Origin of the sequence: Paenibacillus sp. FSL L8-0158 (assembly GCF_038592965.1) — a bacterium.
Classification (GTDB): domain Bacteria; phylum Bacillota; class Bacilli; order Paenibacillales; family Paenibacillaceae; genus Paenibacillus; species Paenibacillus polymyxa_D.
The window spans coordinates 353,133-372,127 of sequence record NZ_CP151949.1 but is presented as its reverse complement, the minus strand read 5'-3'; the positions used below and the strand labels follow the sequence as shown (position 1 = coordinate 372,127).

At 46.4% G+C, this 18,995-nt stretch carries 16 protein-coding genes; 6 read left to right on the top strand and 10 right to left on the bottom strand.

Annotation, left to right across the window (positions count from 1 at the left end; all coding sequences use genetic code 11):
- The first annotated feature begins 594 nt into the window (after positions 1-594).
- The 3 genes from bglX to NSQ68_RS01590 all read left to right on the top strand — a co-directional run bounded on the left by bglX (position 595) and on the right by NSQ68_RS01590 (position 7,390).
- Positions 595-2,757: a beta-glucosidase BglX gene (gene bglX / locus NSQ68_RS01600; protein WP_342429046.1), complete on the top strand. Its 2,163-nt coding sequence runs from the start codon at positions 595-597 to the stop codon at positions 2,755-2,757.
- A 25-nt stretch (positions 2,758-2,782) separates the two neighbouring features.
- Positions 2,783-6,223, top strand: coding sequence for a cellobiose phosphorylase (locus tag NSQ68_RS01595; protein WP_342427766.1), 3,441 nt, complete (start codon positions 2,783-2,785; stop codon positions 6,221-6,223).
- Positions 6,224-6,385: 162 nt separating this feature from the next.
- The gene (locus tag NSQ68_RS01590; protein WP_307353813.1) at positions 6,386-7,390 is read left to right on the top strand and encodes a LacI family DNA-binding transcriptional regulator; all 1,005 of its coding nucleotides are present in this window, start codon (positions 6,386-6,388) and stop codon (positions 7,388-7,390) included.
- Positions 7,391-7,484: 94 nt separating this feature from the next.
- Here NSQ68_RS01590 and NSQ68_RS01585 read toward each other — a convergent pair whose 3' ends face one another.
- The 6 genes from NSQ68_RS01585 to NSQ68_RS01560 form a co-directional block, all read right to left on the bottom strand.
- The gene (locus tag NSQ68_RS01585) at positions 7,485-8,162 is read right to left on the bottom strand and encodes a hypothetical protein (protein WP_342427765.1); all 678 of its coding nucleotides are present in this window, start codon (positions 8,160-8,162) and stop codon (positions 7,485-7,487) included.
- A gap of 93 nt (positions 8,163-8,255) precedes the next feature.
- Complete coding sequence (locus NSQ68_RS01580; RefSeq protein ID WP_342427764.1) at positions 8,256-9,476, bottom strand: nuclear transport factor 2 family protein; 1,221 nt, start codon at positions 9,474-9,476, stop codon at positions 8,256-8,258.
- Between the two features lie 334 nt (positions 9,477-9,810).
- The gene (locus NSQ68_RS01575; RefSeq protein ID WP_342427763.1) at positions 9,811-10,296 is read right to left on the bottom strand and encodes a CcdC protein domain-containing protein; all 486 of its coding nucleotides are present in this window, start codon (positions 10,294-10,296) and stop codon (positions 9,811-9,813) included.
- Positions 10,297-10,339: 43 nt separating this feature from the next.
- Positions 10,340-11,107, bottom strand: coding sequence for an ABC-2 transporter permease (locus NSQ68_RS01570; RefSeq protein ID WP_342427762.1), 768 nt, complete (start codon positions 11,105-11,107; stop codon positions 10,340-10,342).
- Positions 11,104-11,817: an ABC transporter ATP-binding protein gene (locus NSQ68_RS01565; RefSeq protein WP_342427761.1), complete on the bottom strand. Its 714-nt coding sequence runs from the start codon at positions 11,815-11,817 to the stop codon at positions 11,104-11,106. The genes NSQ68_RS01570 and NSQ68_RS01565 overlap by 4 nt, the downstream gene beginning before the upstream one ends.
- Positions 11,814-12,227, bottom strand: a complete 414-nt coding sequence (locus NSQ68_RS01560) for a GntR family transcriptional regulator (RefSeq protein ID WP_307353807.1) — start codon at positions 12,225-12,227, stop codon at positions 11,814-11,816. Before NSQ68_RS01560 ends, NSQ68_RS01565 begins: the two co-directional genes overlap by 4 nt.
- Positions 12,228-12,444: 217 nt before the next feature.
- Here NSQ68_RS01560 and NSQ68_RS01555 point away from each other — a divergent pair, with 217 nt between their 5' ends.
- Positions 12,445-13,011 (top strand): hypothetical protein, encoded by a 567-nt coding sequence (locus NSQ68_RS01555; RefSeq protein ID WP_342427760.1) that lies wholly within the window; start codon positions 12,445-12,447, stop codon positions 13,009-13,011.
- A gap of 210 nt (positions 13,012-13,221) precedes the next feature.
- Positions 13,222-13,767 carry a GNAT family N-acetyltransferase gene (locus tag NSQ68_RS01550; RefSeq protein WP_342427759.1) on the top strand — a complete coding sequence of 182 codons (546 nt, stop codon included), beginning with the start codon at positions 13,222-13,224 and terminating at the stop codon, positions 13,765-13,767.
- Between the two features lie 50 nt (positions 13,768-13,817).
- Here the strand turns inward: NSQ68_RS01550 and NSQ68_RS01545 are convergent, their stop codons facing one another.
- On the bottom strand, positions 13,818-14,150 hold the full coding sequence (locus NSQ68_RS01545; protein WP_029516858.1) for a hypothetical protein: 333 nt from the start codon (positions 14,148-14,150) through the stop codon (positions 13,818-13,820).
- 187 nt (positions 14,151-14,337) lie between these two features.
- Here NSQ68_RS01545 and NSQ68_RS01540 point away from each other — a divergent pair, with 187 nt between their 5' ends.
- The gene (locus NSQ68_RS01540) at positions 14,338-15,159 is read left to right on the top strand and encodes an alpha/beta hydrolase (RefSeq protein WP_103048453.1); all 822 of its coding nucleotides are present in this window, start codon (positions 14,338-14,340) and stop codon (positions 15,157-15,159) included.
- 105 nt (positions 15,160-15,264) lie between these two features.
- Here the strand turns inward: NSQ68_RS01540 and NSQ68_RS01535 are convergent, their stop codons facing one another.
- The 3 genes from NSQ68_RS01535 to NSQ68_RS01525 all read right to left on the bottom strand — a co-directional run bounded on the left by NSQ68_RS01535 (position 15,265) and on the right by NSQ68_RS01525 (position 18,634).
- The gene (locus tag NSQ68_RS01535) at positions 15,265-15,480 is read right to left on the bottom strand and encodes a cold-shock protein (RefSeq protein WP_013308357.1); all 216 of its coding nucleotides are present in this window, start codon (positions 15,478-15,480) and stop codon (positions 15,265-15,267) included.
- Between the two features lie 131 nt (positions 15,481-15,611).
- On the bottom strand, positions 15,612-15,812 hold the full coding sequence (locus tag NSQ68_RS01530; RefSeq protein ID WP_007428290.1) for a cold-shock protein: 201 nt from the start codon (positions 15,810-15,812) through the stop codon (positions 15,612-15,614).
- Positions 15,813-16,198: 386 nt separating this feature from the next.
- Complete coding sequence (locus tag NSQ68_RS01525; protein WP_342427758.1) at positions 16,199-18,634, bottom strand: LamG-like jellyroll fold domain-containing protein; 2,436 nt, start codon at positions 18,632-18,634, stop codon at positions 16,199-16,201.
- Between the last annotated feature and the right edge of the window lie 361 nt (positions 18,635-18,995).

The window sequence follows — 18,995 nt, the reverse complement described above, 5'->3', positions numbered from 1 at the left end:
TCCTCCCGAGATGACCGGTTTACCGATCATGCAATATGATAACGGATTCAAATACGAGGACTTTGCAAAAATTCAATAAGCAACTTCCAATGAACATTATATAGATCGAAATGATTTAGTTCGTCCATATATTGCACTTTGAAACGACAAGAATCGAATTTTGTAAAATCCTGATGCATGGAAATACCTAGCGATTAAAGCATACCGCTATAACACTTATGTTTAAAGCACAAGGACCATACCTTCAATAGAAACGTTTCGATAGTCATTATAGAACAAATTGAAACCGTATTCAATAGGAATGTTATTTTTTATTTACTCAGAATACCGACTTTTTTTCGTTTATTTCATCTTTATTACGTTATTCATCCTATAAAAACGCCCTGAATTGGATTTGACTCTGTATTTGAAAGCGTATATAATCCAACTGAGTTCAACAATAGAAACGTTTCGATTAATAATACGACAGAACATTAAGCTTCTATACTAGCTATTAGCCTGTTCAGCACTTTTTTGAATCATCTTTATCCAAAAAATCTCATGAATCTGAAAAAGAGAGCTGTCCACCAACAATACAGCTTATGGAGGATTATGATGGAACAACACCTGAATTCCTATTTAGAAAGCATGACGCTTGAAGAAAAAGTCGATCAACTGCTACAGCTTGTGGGTGCCTTCTTTGAAGAAGCGGGAACGGATAGTCAAATTACCGGCCCTATGGCTTCTCTCGGCATCACAGAGAAAAATGTCCATAACGTCGGTTCCGTGCTTGGCATCGCTGGGGCCAAGGAAGCGATTCGTGTTCAGCAGGCTCATTTGAGTAAAAATCGTCTGGGTATTCCGCTTTTAATTATGGCAGATATAGTACACGGCTTCAAAACGATTTTCCCTATACCGCTGGCCATTGGTTGCTCATGGGATATGCAACTTGCAGAAGAGAGCGCTACCATTGCTGCTCGCGAGGCGGCTGTATCCGGTGTTCACGTCACATTCGCCCCTATGGTCGATCTGGTGCGTGATCCGCGCTGGGGCCGTGTGATGGAATCTACAGGGGAAGACCCTTATCTCAACAGCGAATTTGCCCGTGCGTTTGTACGCGGATTTCAGGGTAAAGATCTGACGAACGATACCGACCGGGTGGCCGCATGCGTGAAGCATTTTGCCGCATATGGAGCTGGTGAAGGCGGACGGGATTACAACACTGTAGATGTATCCGCATGGCAGCTACGAGAGTATTATCTCCCCTCCTACAAAGCTGCTTTAGATGAAGGCTGCGAAATGGTGATGACGTCCTTCAATACCGTAGAAGGCGTAGCCGCAACGGGCAATAAGCGCCTGATGCGTGACTTGCTTCGTGATGAATGGGGTTTTGATGGTGTACTCATCTCGGATTGGGCCGCCATCAAGGAACTTATCCCTCACGGCATCGCCGAGGATGAGCGCGAGGCAGCGAAGAAGGCACTGCTGGCTGGCGTAGATATTGAAATGATGACCTCCTGCTATAACGGGCATCTGCCTGAGCTGGTTCGCAGCGGACAGCTGGATGAAGCGCTCATTGATGAAGCAGTGATGCGTATATTGAAGCTCAAGCAAAAGCTGGGCTTGTTCGAAAATCCGCTACGTGGCGCAGACCCTGAGCGTGAACGTGAAGTTGTGTTCTGCGAAGCTCACCGCACAGTTGCCAAAGAATTAGCTATTAAATCTTGCGTGTTACTCAAAAATGATTCCGTTCTTCCATTGAATCGCAATCAACATATTGCGTTGATCGGACCTTTTGCAGAGAGCGGTGATATCCTAGGCTCTTGGTCGTGGAGTGGTTCGCAGGAGGAAGCTATTCGCGTTGTTGACGGGTTCCAATCGAAAATATCCTCCTCGCTGCTCACCGTTGCGGCAGGTTGCTCTATCGACGATATGACTGAGGAGCAATATGCAGAAGCTCTGCAAGCTGCCAGCCAAGCAGAGGTTATCGTGTTGGCGCTTGGAGAGCGCTCGGATATGAGTGGTGAAGCAGGCAGCCGTTCCAATATTCGCTTGCCACAAGCCCAGTTGGAACTGGTGAAGCGCCTGAAGACACTGAACAAGCCAATGGTAGCCGTACTATTTAATGGTCGTCCGTTGGATCTGCACGGTGTTATTGAAGAAGCAGACGCTGTACTGGAAGCCTGGTTCCCTGGTGGCGAAGGCGGCGCGGCGATTGCCGATTTGTTGTACGGTGATGCCGAACCTACGGGTCGCCTGACCATGTCCTTCCCGCAATCGGTCGGACAGGTGCCCGTGTACTACAATCATTTTAATACGGGACGCCCACAGCTAGATCCGAATACAAAAGAACGCTATGTGTCTCAATATCTAGACGTACCGAACGAACCTTTATTCCCGTTTGGCTATGGACTGAGTTACACCGATGTCGCTTATGACAGCGTACAGCTTTCCGGGGATACCCTTATACCTGGTCAGGAACTGACCGTGAAAGTGCAGGTAACGAACATAGGAACACGTCCGGTCGAGGAAACCGTCCAATTCTATGTTCGTGATATCAGCGGTGATACGGTTCGTCCAATGAAAGAACTGAAAGATTTCTGCAAAGTCCTTCTTGCCCCAGGCGAAAGCCAGGAAGTGGAATTTGTACTGACCGAGCCTCAGCTGCGCTATCATCATGCAGATTTGAGCTTCAGCAGTGACAGCGGGGAATTTGCCGTCTTTACAGGACCTAACAGCCGAGATACTAGTGAAATCCGTTTTCGGTTAGTGAAATAAACAAGAAAGTGAGGCGTTCCCTTTGATGAATACAAGTCTGGATCAAAATATTTTGCTGCGGGCTGGCGACCTGTCTTTTACCTTCTTGAGCAGCGGTGATGTGTATAAGATCGCCCATGGCTCAACGATGATCAACCAACTGTTGACCAATTCAGTCGATGGTTCCCTGAACAATCTGTACTTGAGATTGCACCGTCCATCCGGTGTAATTATCACTCCCCTGCTTGGAGTTCGCTCACCGGGAGTAATTCGACAAACGGATCAGCAGATTATTTGGGAAGGTTTCACCGCTGGTGTAGGCTACCAGGTGACCTTCACGCTAAGCCGCCTGGGAGTATGGTTCTGGGATGTAACCCTACAGGGCGATGACGTGGAAGCAGATGTCGTGTACGGTCAGGATATCGGCATTGCCGATACCGCTGCTGTACGCAGTAATGAAGCTTATTTGTCTCAATATATTGACCACACCGTCTACCATGATGAACAAAGAGGCTATACCGTTTGCTCACGTCAAAACCAGCCCCAAAGTCAGACATTCCCATACATTCAACAAGGCTCGTTAACCCGCACTATTGGTTACTCGACTGACGGATTTCAGTTCTTTGGACTATCGTACAAGGAAACGAATGAGCCGGAAGCACTCCGTCGCGACTCGCTCGCCAATGAAGTATACCAATACGAATTCGCCTATACCGCATTGCAGTCCGAGCGAGTGAAACTTGCCGGGGAAGCTCGCTTTACTTTTTACGGTCTGTTCCAGCCCAATCATCCAGCCGCAGTGACAAAGCTGGAGTATCAGGAACTAGTGGCAAAGGCACGCGACGAAGTAACTGCCGTTCTAGCAGACGCTTCTGAGACCAGCTTACCGACACACGCGGCAAGTGATCTTCAGGCAGGGCGTGTGGCCCCAGCTCAAACCATCGGTGAGCCGTTGCGTACGCTGGACTTCACCGATGCCGAAGTGAATCAACTTTTCCCCAAACGGCAGGAAGAAGAACGGGATGGCGATGAACTACTTTCCTTTTTCACGGACAGTTATGAGCATGTTGTACTCAAATCCAAAGAGCTTCGTGTAGAGCGTCCCCACGGGCACATTTTAATGGGCGGGCATTACTCAGGAGGTAAGGAAGAAACCATTACAACCACCTCCTATATGTACGGGGTATTCAATTCCCAGCTCGTAATCGGCAATACGAATTTCAACAAAATGATTACCAATGCGCGTAATGCGCTCAATATTCCCAAGACATCCGGTCAGCGCATTTATGTCGGAATCCAAGGGAAATACCGCCTGCTCACGATGCCTTCCCTGTTCGAGATTGGCTTTAATTATGTGCGCTGGTACTACAAAACGGCTGACGATACATTCATTATTACAAACTATACGAATGCCGATAGCCCAGAAGTACGGCTTCATATGCGTGCGGTAAGCGGCCGAACCTATCCGTTCCTCATCACTCAGCAAATGTCTATGCATGTGAACGAATATGAGCTTCCGTTTCATATGGAACGTGAAGGCGACGCCCTACTCTTCCGGGCAGACTCTGCTTCCCTGAGTGCCGAAGCCTATCCAGACCTGCTGTACCGAATGCACATAGAGGGCGCTCCATTACAGCATGTGAGCGACGCTCACGCACTGCTACAGGGTAATGCTTCCCCTGATGCATCTCTGGTTGTGCTAGAGCTGGGTGACAGCAGCGAATGGACCTGTACCGTGCAGGGTTGGCTGAATGGACTTTCAGCCGGGCAAGAATCAGCGCACAAAGAGCGTCACGCTTCCTTTGAAGATGAGCGCGAGCACTATCGGGCATATTTCGCCGAGCTTATGAACGGTTTCCATCTGTCGCTGGGTCAACACGAAACGAGCGAGCTATTCCGTGTGAACGCAGTGGCCTGGTGGTACACCCACAATATGCTTGTTCACTATTCCGTGCCTCACGGTCTGGAGCAATACGGCGGTGCAGCCTGGGGAACACGCGATGTGTGTCAGGGGCCTGTGGAATATTTCTCAGCTGTGCAAAAGTTCGATGAGGTTCGTTCCATTCTGCTGACTGTTTTCAGCCATCAGTACGAGGACAGCGGAAACTGGCCGCAATGGTTTATGTTTGACAACTATACTCACGTGCAGCAAGAAGAAAGCCATGGGGATATTATCGTCTGGCCGCTCAAGGTACTGGGCGATTATTTGACCGCTACCCGTGATTACAGTATTCTGGAAGAAAATGTACCTTACACCCATCGACATACTTTCGATTATACCAAGCAGACCGCGACTCTCATGGAACATGCCCTGAAGGAAATCGAATATATTCGAGAGAATTTCCTGCATGATACGTATTTGTCGGCCTATGGCGACGGCGATTGGGATGATACCCTCCAGCCAGCCAATGCACAGCTGAAGCAATACATGGCGAGCAGCTGGACGGTTGCACTCACCTACCAAGTTATCAGTAACTTTGCCGCTGCTTTGGAGCAGGCCCCCGCGGGTGTAGTAAGCGAAGCCGACAAGATTGCACAAGATCTACATCAAATGGCTAATGGCATCCGTAAAGACTTCAACCGCTACATGCTGGAGAGCGGAATTATTCCGGGCTTCGTGTATATGGAAGAGCCCGGTCAACCTAAGCTGATGCTCCATCCGTCTGACACCGAGACGGGAATCCATTACCGCTTGCTGCCGATGACACGCAGCATGATCAGCCAGCTGCTCACGCCTGAGCAAGCATTGGCTCATGAGCAGCTCATCCGTGAGCAGTTCCTCTGCCCGGATGGTGTGCGTCTGATGAACCGTCCTGCACAGTATGATGGCGGTGTGAGCTCGCACTTCAAGCGCGCAGAGCAAGCGGCCAACTTTGGACGTGAGGTCGGACTGCAATATGTGCATGCCCATATCCGCTTTGCGGAAGCGATGGCCAAATTGGGACGCAAGGATGACGCCTGGCATAGCTTGAAGCTCATCAATCCGGTCGGCATCCGTGCGTCCGTACCGAATGCCGAATGGCGCCAAAGCAACGCCTATTTCAGTAGCTCGGACGGTAAATTTAACACCCGCTATGAAGCACAGGAACGGTTTGGCGAACTGCGTGAAGGAGCTGTACCCGTCAAAGGCGGCTGGAGAATCTATTCCAGCGGTCCAGGAATCTATATGAATCAACTCATATCGAATGTCCTTGGTGTTCGTCAGTCGGGCGAAGATCTGATCCTGGACCCTGTGCTGCCGGATCATCTCGACGGATTGGAGTTTGAATTTTCCTTTGCAGGAAAACCAATTACCTTCGTCTACCGCATGCTGCAAGAGCATACTGGCAGTGGGCAAGGCCGTGCAGTATTAAACGGAACACCACTGGAAAGCGTGCCAGCCGATGATAATCGCTACCGCTCCGGTGCCTTGCGCATCAAACGCGAGATTTTCGAGCAAGCCTTGGCAGAGCATGATGGTGTACACCGTCTGGAGATTATTTTATAAAGAGTTTCTGATGCTAATCTGGTATAGGCAACAAAGGGATGGCGATCTTGCAGGATCGCCCTTTGCTGCTTAGGTGTAGGACTACGACATTTTGGAATAGATATGTGGTTAATAATGAATATACAGTAGCAATGATAAGACGGACGACAAGGAGGTGACGATGTGGTCAGCATTAAAGATATCGCCAAACAGGCGGGCGTTTCCATATCTACCGTTTCATATGCCTTGAATGGTAGCGATAAGGTAACAGAAGAAACTTGCGCACGTATTTTAGCCATTGCCAAAGAGCTTAACTATGTGCCCAATGCCGCCGCACGTAATCTCAAGAAAAGGCAGACCAAAATTATTGGCGTTTTCCTAACTGACTTTCGTGGAGACGTTTATGGAGATTTACTGTACGGCATCAAGGAAATTTTAAACCGCAAGGGCTATGATCTCATCGTATGCAGCGGTAAGCAGTCTCACCGAATGTTGCCGGAACGCATGATCGACGGCGCCATTGTGCTGGATCAGACGTTTGATAGTCAGGAGCTACTGAACTACGCCGAGCGAGGACATAAAATTGTCGTGTTGGACCGTGAACTGAATCATCCTAACATTAACCAAGTGCTGCTGGATAACAAAGCGGGCGCCGCTCTCGCCATAGAACATTTATTGGAATTGGGACACCGTAAGCTATATGTGGTTACCGGACCAGAAGGTTCTTACGATTCATGGCAACGGATGCAGGCGGTCAAGCAGACCGTTGAGCGTAGCGGCGTGGCTGAAATGATCGAAATTGACGGCGATTTTGAGAAATCGGGCGGCGAACAGGCGGCTGAGATCATTTTGCAGCAACAAGTTGGCCCAAGTTCGGAACCTGTAGCCGTATTTTGTCTCAATGATGAAATGGCAGTGGGCTTTTACAATCGAATGGCTCAGTCAGAACTGACGATTGGCAAGGATATTCATATCGTCGGCTTTGATAATATCGAACTGGCGCAATATATTCAGCCCCGTCTGACAACGATTGACTATTCCAAGCGTAAATGGGGCGCTGTAGCTGCCGAACAAGTTCTCAAAATCATTGCTGGGGAAGACGTGGAGCATGAACGTTTATACGTTACGCTTGTCCAAAGAGAATCGGCAGGCGCAGCATTCATCACCCAAGATCAACAGAATCTGTGATGAACAACGCAGAAGTAACCTGCTCGCCGACCTCCAAAAAAAAGAACTTCCACAGTCCCAGTACACGGGTTGGAAGTTCTTTTGGTTATACTTTTTAACCTAACAAATCCTCAATTAAATTCGACAATGACCGTAGGGGATTGCCAATCGTTTGCCCCGTCTCCAGCTCCACTTGTAACGCAGCATCAACCATAGACAACTGTGCTACAGCCAGCCCTCTGCTTGGATCAGCTTCCCTCAACTCATACAGTGAACGAACCAACAGTTCCTTATACTCGTCTTTACGTCCCTGCATAATCAATTCAAAAGCGTCCTCCACCACCTTGACCTCTATCAAAGAAGAGATATCCGGTTTACCTAACAGAGTAGCGGTATGATAAAGACGCTTCATCGTCCCCTCTACGGTAGCCGGATTCGTGAATACCAAGGTCCGTGGCAGCAAATCATCGCATATCTCATGAAAAAAGGGCTCATCCAGCGCGATTATGGGTGTAGACATGGTCAATTGAGTCTTTTCCGCCAAAACGGTATAATTCGTGCACGTTATCAAAATAACGTCTATGTCACTTTGAGCAATCCATCTCAGTTGCTCTTCTACCTTGCGACTCGCATCGTCCGCAGAAAAATGCGGATCTGACGAGATCCGGCGCATAAGCCCTGGGTCCACAAAATGTACCAGCTCCACCTCATAAGAAGCAAAAGCCCGATCCATATAGGCTATATTCGAGTGATGCGCGTGCAGGCAGCCCACACGTTGCTTCAAGCCTTCCATCGTTCAACCCCCTGTTATATGTTTGCATCATTTTAACAGGAAAAGGACGGTTGGGAAAGCGTGCCAATCAGACCTTACTCCAAACGCACTTTTTTAAAACTTACCGTTTGTATTTTTCCACTCTGTTTTAGCTGGAACCTCCTGAACTACGTCCCAATGTTCTGCTACCTTGCCGTTCTCTACCCGGAACAGATCATAGACAGCGGCCGAAGTTCCCTTAGGCGATGTCAACTCACTCACAACCAGCACGAAGTTGCCTTCTCCAATAACCATGTGAACCTGACCATATCCAAAGGAAGCTCCTTGGCTTCCCGCTGCGGAAAATGCTTGCTTCAAATTGGATACACCGTCACCAAAAAGAGGGTTATGCTGAATGTACTGATCACCATTATAATAACTTTCCAATGCAGCACGATTTTTGCCAACCAGAACATCATCCACAAACTTGCGGATTAGCGCTTTGTTGGTCTCAGTTTGGTTGAGATCCGCGATTTGTGTTGCTCCATCAATCATGGTGTGTCCGCTTGGATTGGCTGGAGCCGAGTCCTGCACGTTGTCCCAATGCTCAACAATTTTACCATTGCTATCGAAGCGGAAAATATCAAAAGCAATGCTTGTTTTCCCTGCAATGGACTTTTTATAATGTACTGCTACAACATTGCCATCCTGAATAACCCGCTGGATTTCAACAAGCACATTGGCTCCCTTTGATTGGCTAATCCCTTGCAAAAAGGCATCTCTCCCGCTAGCAAAGCTCGGATTATGCTGAATGTACTGATCTTTGCTGATCCAAGCCTCAGCTGCTTTCGTATCACCCGTTTCAAAGCTCTTCAGAATCTCTACAACCTTATCCTTATTGCTCACCCCGATTTGCAAGGTCTGGCTGGCCGGGTCCCAAATCACTTGCTTGCCCCACGCTTCTTTGACGACATCAACCGGTACATAGGTTACCCCTTGCTTGGTCAAGATGGTCGAGGTGGACAGTGGCACTTTAATCCCGTTGATTTGCGCCTCCGGACTGCCAGACACCAGTACAACCGTCGCCTGATCATATCGGATGGTCGTGCTTTGTCGCGCCGTATTGAATGTAATATGCTTGGCATCCAACGGAATTCCCAAACTGGAGGCCAATTGTCTCAGGGGAATTAAGACCTGCTTATTTCTCACGATAGGTGCAATTTTGTAAGCCTCCTTCTTGCCATCTACCCAAACCTGAATACCCGTAGCAGGTTTTACCTCGGCCGCTAAAGCCGGTACAGCAGAAGACAGAACAAGCAAACCAGCGAGTGCAGCAGTAACCGTATGTTTTTTCATGAATGTAAGCCCCTCTCAACCTGTAAAATAAAATATGAATACAATTCCTTTTTATGTAACTAATAAAGTTACACCTAATCACGAAAAAGCAATTTTTCCCCGCATACCTAACTTTAAACCCCATTCAAATCTTTTGAAACCTCAATAACCCTCCTTTCAAAAATTTATACTTGTACGGCTACAATGCAAGCCACAAGCCTTAGAATAAAGGATATGGGGAGCAATAACAATGTGTGATAACTTGCTAATGCCGAAACTCAAAAAAAGCGGCTCCTATCGCCAAGCGAATGAACGCTTTTTGAATAGTAAGCCGCTGTTAACCCCATTGCTATTGTTATACGGATAACGTTCTCCGAAACTTGATAAAGCTCCCGATTCGCCAGATTGAGATATACACCAGCGCCATTGTAATTGCCAGCATGCTAATTTCCGTCGCACCCAAACTACTGAGATACTGGGTCAAAACAACGCGAATCAAGATAATAGCGATAATAATATATTTAAAATATTGGTTCGGCTTGGGATAAATAAGGCCGTCATCCCGTCTTTCATACGCTGTATGCAGCAAAATAACATAGCCAAACAGAGCCCCTAATAGCCCAGCAATCAGCAGTTCCCAAAAGGCGGGGGGCGCGTACGTTTGTCCGGGAATATGCATTAATTGGTACACAGACATCATCATAAGCGGGAATGCGATAAACAAAGGGAGCAGAATCCGAATTCCGTTTCCTTTTACCGGCCCCCTTCGTCTCTTGGTTCTTAACCAGATCATCAGCCCCACCAGAACAGCTATCAAACCATATATAAATATCGTCGTCATGGTGTAGTAACTCCTTCCTCATAGATCCTGTAGATACGCTAGCCTAAATCGACAGTTTTCTCTCCAGCAAATAAGCGTTCAAGCGGATTAATACATACGCAGCAACCCAACTGATCAACACCGCAACTGGGAAATGCCAGGTAAATGGAAACCACTGTCCGTTCTGAACACGATCAAACTGCTCATAAATCCGCTGATCGCCTGACCAATAAAAGACACTCCCTCCACCCATTAAAAGAATCCACAGTATCGGGCTGAGCGGCCGCAAGGTGCTGTATTGGGTACTGGCCGTCAACAGACCCAGCGCAATAACCAACGGCGTGAAGGCGATAATCATCACAAACCAGTTCAATCCGGCTATAATAAAAGACACTGCATCCGTAAACGTATAAGACTGTATGGTTGATGAGATGAACAACGCGTACAGAGAACCCACCACAAACAGAAGCAATATTACAACAATGGTTTGTAAAATAGCCGCAATCCATTTGGCGCTAATCAGCCACATGCGCGGATAGGGAAGGGTCAGCCACCATCCGTAGGTGTCATTTTCCCATTCTCTCCTCAAACTTCCCACACCCATGAAAATGATCATGTACGGCAGGCCCAGGGTCACATACCACAGCCTTGTCAATTCGAGTTGGTTGTGAAGCGCGAAGTACAAGGAAATAGCGAACGCCGCAATGAGAAATAGTGAGAAATACACAAGTCTCCACGATCTCGGTAATCGATTGCGGCTCTGTTTTCTCCAGCTTCCTTTATTTCGAAATTCATGGCGTATTAAATCTTTGAACAGCCCTGATGAATTCACGCCTTCCACTCCTTTTTGTACAAATTGCGGAACACCTGATTTAGCGAGCCATGCTCTGCACGCAAATCATCCGAATCACCAGACCATATGATCCGTCCGCGGTCCATCATGACCGTGTAGTCAAACAAGCCTTCCACTTCCTGAATATCATGCGTGCTAATGAGTATAGATTGCTGCCGACCCTCCAAATAATCAATAATCCCGGCCACAATCGCCTCTCTGGAGAGGACATCAATACCTGCGAACGGTTCATCCAGGATCATGAGTGGAACCTCACGTGCCAGACATAAAATCAGTAGCACACGTGCCTCCTGTCCGCGACTCAACCCGGCCATTTTCAACTCCAACTCCACGTCCATATGATCAGCAAGTTTATAGGCATCTTTTATATTGAAGCCAGGCAAAAAGGACTTCCCCCATTCCAGCGTCTGCTGAACTGTATGATTGGGGTACCAGCGTGCCCGGTCAGGAAGATAGGATATATCCCCGTTGGTTTCCCAACCAGGCTGTCGGCCCAATACCTGAAGCTCGCCCCCATCCGGCTGAATCAATCCAGTGATCGCTCGAAAGAAGCTGGACTTCCCACAACCATTGGGCCCAAGCACGCCTACTATGCGTCCTGCCGGAATGACAACATCCAATTGGTCCAATGCTTTTTTACTGCCATATTGCTTCATCAGATGATTCGCAACCACTACAGACTCTGTCATGCCCTTTCGCCTCCTTCCTCATCGTTTCCGTCCTGTTTGCTTCTTATATACTGCTGAACATCTTCCCAAGATAGTCCCAGGCTGCTCATCTGTCCGAGAAACTGATCTATATACGTCATAGCCAGTTGTTCCCGAAAGCTGGCAATCCGCTCACTGGATGACGTAACATAAGTACCTAGACCACGTCGTTTCTCAGTCAATCCGTCCCGCTCCAGCTCCTGATACGCTCGCATCACGGTATTCGGATTCATGCGTAATTCCTGCGCCAGATCACGAACAGACGGCATTTTGCTTCCCATTTCGATCTCCCCTTTAGCAATGGAGCTTCGTACTTGATTCAATATTTGTTCATATAATGGCTGGCTAAAGTCAATTAAAAATCGGAACGAGCCAACCCGTTGTTCTTCCATGGGTGTTTCCCCCTAATCGGCTGCATCTATCGTGACTATAGTGTATTATATCACTTAATACACGTAATACAAGTACCCTATTAGCCAAAATGTTAGTTAGTCACGCTCTCCAAATTCATTCAGTAAATGCTCAGCTTGCGCTCAGATAGCATTCAAGTTGATCCCTTATGATGTACCACGTACCAAACAACCCATAACCGAAAGGTGGAAAATGAAGATGAAGAGCACCAAAAAGGCAATTTTGGCTGGAACGATGGCCTTGGCATTTTTAGGAGGCGGAGCACTGTACTCCACAAGCGCAGCTCATGCTGCTTCCACTACACCTGAGAAGGCTTCCATTGCAGACAAAGCACAGGCACCTAAGGGTAACCCTGGTGATGCTAACGGTCCTAAAATCACAGGAGGAAATTATGCTGAGAACAAAGCTCTCCTGAAATTATTAAAATTATCCTCCAGTCAATTGGATACACAGCTGAAAGCAGGTAAATCCCTTGCTACAATCGCCAAAGCACAAGGCGTAAGTGTAAATTCTGTTATTGATGTGATGGTTTCGGATATGAAAGCGAAACTGGCTACGGAAAAACAAAACGGCAAAATTACAGCAACCGAATATAACCAACGCGTCTCTAATCTAAAACAAATGATGACAGACATGGTGAATGGCGTGAAACCATCCAAGCCACCAGTAGATGGCGGTAAAGCGGATGCAGGTAAAGCTCCTGCTCAAAGAGATGTAGCCAAAGCTCCTGCTAAAACCAATGCAGCTAAAGCCTCTGCTAAATAGAAATAGCTACAGCTCCCGTTTTGGCACATCCACTCATGTATAATAAATTTCCGTCCGGCTTCCCTGTACGGATAGAGACGACAATAAGCCTGTCCCCTGCTGTGATACAACAGAAGGAGACAGGCTTATTGATCATGTAAATAAGATAATATGGTAGACTAAATGATCCAGAATTCATTTTTCACTCTAATCCATAAAAAGGAGAACGTAATGAAAATAAATCAACAGGAATTTGATGTACAAGGAATGCGCTATACGGTCAGATCTGCCATGATTCAAGATGCGAAGAATTTGTCTGAAATCCGTTTGCTGATTGATGGAGAGACTGAAAATTTAGACAGAGAGAAGGGAGAAGCATTTATAAGTACATCCGGGTTTAAACAGCTCATCGAAACGGATACAGAGAATAACAGAAACCTATTTTTAGTTGCAGTAGTTCAAGATAAAATCGTCGGATTTTCAAGATGTGAGGGCCATGTTCTGAGCAGATTCTCTCATAAAGTTGAATTTGGCGTATGCGTACTAAAGGACTTTTGGGGTTACGGGATCGGGACAAATCTTTTAAAAGAGTCTATTTTCTGGGCTGACTCCAATGGCATCAAGAAAATGACTCTACAAGTTTTGGAAACGAATGATAAAGCCGTTGAGCTCTATAAAAAACATGGATTTGAAATCGAAGGGTTATTAAAAAACGATAAGGTTCTTTCCGATGGCAAATACTACAACACCATTATCATGGGGAGATTTCATAAATAAAAAAAGACCCTGTTCAACAGGATCTTTCAACTTCGTATCACTCACTTACCCTAGTAGCGATAATCATCATAAGGATTGCGATTACGATACTGATCACGCGGCTGCTGAGCTGCGGTAATCATCAAAAATATGCCTGAGAGCAAATGCATCAACCAGCCCACAATCGGAATCCATCCAATAACCGAGGTCACGATCCCTAAAATAGATCCATAATAAGACTCTCTATTCGTCACCGATAGCACCAACGTAACAATGTGGAAAATCAGCATAAAGAACAATATAGTATACGCGGAATTTACGACGAGCAGCCCGCCCAAAACGGGAATAGCTAAAAATAGCTCCAATCCGCCTGTAATCCATTTTAATGTTTTTGATGGTGTCATTGTTCCACTCTCCCGATGCTGTTTCATTCCATAATTATATCCTATCCCTATACAGGATGACATACATTTTTTACCAACCTATATGCTTATATCGTGATAGTCTCATCCCTTTCTCGAATGAGCTAAGCCCTGGCTACATATATGTGAGAGAGAACGAAATTTCGTGATTTCTAAAGGGGTGAACACGATGGGATATTATATTGAGGTGGAGCGCGGCGTGAAGCTGTATGTCGAGGATATTGGAGAAGGCATCCCTGTTCTGATGGTGCACGGCTGGCCGCTGGATCACCGAATGTACGAATACCAGTCCGCCTTGTTGCCTGCTTACGGGTATCGCTGTATTCAGGTTGACCTTAGGGGGTTCGGCAAGTCTGATCGACCATGGCATGGATACAATTATGATCGATTGGCAGACGATCTGCTGGCTGTGATGCAGGCACTTCAGTTAAACCAGGTACGGCTGATCGGTTTTTCCATGGGGGGAGCTGTGGTTACACGCTACATGAGCAGGCACCGGGGATTTGGCGTCAATCAGTTGATCTTGATCGGAGCAGCTACGCCTCGATTCACCCCAACCAGCGACTTTCCTTATGGTACTCCTGTCACAGAGGTAGATAAACTCATCAAACAAGCCTATACAGATCGTCCACAACTGGTAACTTCTTTTGGCGAAATGTTGTTTGCTAATCCCGTCAGCCAGAGTTTACGCGACTGGTTACGTGACCAGGGCTTTGCGGCAACAGTTCATAGCATGGCTTGTACTTTGTACTCACTACGTGACTCTGATTTGCGCCCTGATTTGCCATGTATACACGTGCCCACCTGGATTCTACACGGCAAGCTGGATCGGGTCTGTCCTTTCCCTCTGGCTGTCCAAACTCAAAAAGGAATTGCCGGATCAAGACTTATTCCTTTCGAACGAAGTGGCCACGGTGTGTTTTACGAAGCGCTACCCGAATTTAACTCTATCTTACTGAGCATACTAGCCCCACCCTCCACACATAATTGAAAACCTGTTCATCCTTATGTATAATTTATATTTATAAAAAACAAAAAAGACGCCTCAGCGCCGTTAATGGCTATGGGGCATCTTTCACTACAAACATTTATCCGCTTAGGATTGTTTGGTATGGTTGAAGCTCGTATTATTTAAAACAGCCAGCTTTTTCTCGCCCTTCACCATGGCAGAACCGCAAATGGGGCATGTCGGCTCGACAGAAAAAGCGAAGTTATCTCGCATCCAGCCGTTACATGTATCGCTGGCGCAATTCCAGACAGTTGTAATTTCCTCAGGAATCTCATCCATTGGCTTTTTCCGTGAATTGTACATAAACATCCCTCTTTCTTCATGATTTATAAAGCGATAAGATGTAATCAGTTCAAAAACGGTCTTATGAACAGATAAAAACAAATGCCCCAAACGCTATGTTCGGGGCATCTGAAGTAGGCTGTAATTTAAAATTACAGTTTTACAACGTTCTCAGCTTGTGGTCCACGGTTTCCTTCAACTACGTTGAATTCTACGCGTTGGCCTTCGTCCAAAGATTTGAAACCTTCGCCTTGGATTGCGGAGAAATGTACGAATACGTCGCTTCCACCTTCAACCTCGATGAAACCGAAACCTTTTTCTGCGTTAAACCATTTAACTGTACCTGTTTGCATGGAATTACCTCCAAAATGTATTTATATGACCTTTATTTTTTACAAATAAAAATTCACATATTGCACAAGGTTATTTCAACCTAAAACAATAGCCCTCTACAATATGCGAATCTCAGGTCACAATCTCAATATACTCATATTACCATAAGTGTATTGAAAACGCAAGCACTGGTGAATTTAATTTATGCAGAGTGCTTATGTTCTCTATTGCTGCTTCAAAGCTGTGTTCATTCGGCGGGAGCGAGTCATTAACGCCTACTTAAAACATTATATCCGCAGTTGCTTCCTATTATACCAGCAATCAAGAAATAAATATACAAAACATTGCGTAGGAGACGAACTTCTTAATAAAAGCCCATCTCCTACGTTTATTTGCTTATTTTGAACTACAATTCTGCCAGTGCTTTAATTTCCTCTGCTGTCAGCGCTTTGTTATACAATTGAACTTCATCCAGGCAGCCATTGAAGTAAGCATCGGCGGCAAAGCGGCTTTTGCCGAGATAAGCCTCGCTCGTCAGCAACTCATTGGGATTAAAGGTAATACCGTCATTAACAGCTACTTCCTCACCATTTACATACAATTTCCCTGCATTCCCTTCCAGTGTAACCGCTACATGCGTCCACTGGTTTAGCGGTAATGATGATTTGGAAAGCAAGCTTTGATCCGTACCCTCATGGATTGTAAACTGGAGTACACCGCTACCTTGGGAAGGGGTAAGAAACATATGCCGGGCTTGGCCGTTGCCGAAGTCAAAAATCCGTTGCCAAGCTGTACCGCCCTTCCAGTTCACCCAAGCGGAAAAGGTAAAATCCTTCGCATCTGTTACTGTATTTGGTAGTTGCACGTAACCATCCTTACCGTTTAGGACAAGCGCACCGCCAAGCTTCCCGTCTTTATCCCACGCAGCACCACCATAGGTCTTACCATCAAATTGATTGTATGTGCTGTCGACAACCGTAGTTCCTTGATCTTCACTCCACGAATAGCGTGCGAGCTGAGGACCTTGGGCCTGCCCGGGAACAATAGCTGTAAAGCTTTTCTTAGCGGTGGCTTTGTCCTTTTTAATGATCGCCGTCAATGTAACTGTTACAGGCTGAGAACCGGCTTCTGGACGGTATACATCACCTGTCACAGAAATATTCTCCGGGTGGGTGGACTCCCATGAAATAGTGGTATCTTGTGCTGCTTGAGTAGGTAGCGTCAGATTATAAAGAACATTGCTCGTATCGCCCAGGCTCAGATCCTTCTGCACAGCAGCTACAATCTTGCTGGCCTTCAGGTCAAGCTTTAGCGAACCCCATACCGCAACACCCTTGGAGGACAATGCGGTAAAAGCAAGCGTCTTGGCACCTGTGTCTGGATCACGGTGCCGCAGGAATACACCTTTGTACTTCGTGCCCTCTGCTGTAATTTCCAACTGATTGCCTGCCCCCAACTTCCATGTACCGTTCACTCCACCAGACAGTTTGCCACCGCGATCCAGATTGACAGTAACAGCTTGCTTAATATTCGCCGAAATTTCCTTCCCGTGATTTACATACGAATATTGACCGAGGACATCCTTTTCTGACAGCTTTTTCAGTGAATCCTCATCTCCCGAATAACGATAAGGAGCAACCACAGGCCAACCGTCAGCGTTCATGAACATTTCATGTACCCGCACTTCAAACTGTTCGCCTCTCCCCGGGAAACGGGAATGGAAAATGACAAAATGCTTTTTCGTCTTGGGATCATAATAAGCCGAGTTGTGTCCGGGCGACACATAGCCTGCACCCAGTCCTGTACCCGGATCGCCAATTTCTCTTGGAATCATGTAATTACCTATCAGTTTGACACCGTATGGTTCAATGGAAGCGTCATCAAAAAGAGGTTTGTCCGGATTCGCCTTGACCTTGATCATATCGTTGCCTTCAGCATCGTAGAAAGGACCATCCGGTGTTTTTGACCGAGCCACCCGCAGGTTGTATCCGCCATCCGCCGACAATCCACCATACGACAGGAACAAGTAATAGTAGTCCGTTTGTGGACTGTATTGTATGTACGGCCCTTCCATGCGAGCATGGTTGCCGCCTGTCAGCTTTTTCCCGTAGCCTTGACCAGGGAGCGGCTTCCCTGTTTTTTCATCCATCTGCATAATGAAGATGCCTCCTGAGTAGGAGCCATATACCATCCACAACTTGCCGTTCTTATCATAAAAGGTGTCCGGGTCCACGGCGTTCGGATGCTTGGTTGCGTCATAGATCGTCCCATCCTCACTCGGTTGGTCCCACATGCCAGATTTTAGAAAAATGCCTTTATTCTTATAAGGCCCTTCAATTTTATCAGCAACTGCCAGGCCCATTGCTGAACGCGGGGAGTCACCTTTACAAGCGTTATAATACATATAGAACTTGCCATCTGCCAGTTGAATGACATCAGCTGCCCACAGCGTGTCCGTCTGTGCCCAATCCAGCGCTTCCTTTAATTCTTCTTTGACGTTGGGAATCAATGCATTACCATTCGCCACTCCTGTAGCAATCGTATCCCAATTCATGAGGTCTTTGGACTTGGCAGCCGCCAGATGGGAGCCAAAAATGTAAAAGGTGTCTTTTACTTTCAGGATGGATGGATCATGTACGGAAGTCTCCTTGAAAGAGACAGCCTTTTTACTTTGAATTGAAAAGTTTTCTAGGTCTTGAGCTTGAAGGGAAGTTTGCCCCACATTTTGAATTCCATCTGTATCTGAATTGAGTGTTTGCTCGGCGCCTACCAAAGAAGCAGGCAACAACAGCGCACCTGCGAGTGAAGCTGCCGTTAATTTACGAACGAATGTTTGCTTCATAAATCAATCTCCTCTCGTTTTGAACATCCCTGATAACATAAAAAAATATTGAGAAAGCCGTCAGGATTATGTTTGTATTAACTTCTTCAGCCTCGAATTTAAAGTTGCTTATCCCTCCCATCCATAACTAAAGCGCTTTCAATTGATTTGAAAAATAAAATCACCTTCTGTTAAGAAGGACGATTCAAACCTGACGGTTAACCGTACCTCTATATTATTCAAAGGATATGGAAAATTCAATATGTAATTTTTTATTTTTATAAATTATTCATCGAATTATTAACATTAATAAATGTATTGCGTATTTCTCCAGATTGAAGTTAAAATTTTACAAGTTAAATTTTATATGTTTCCTGCCGAT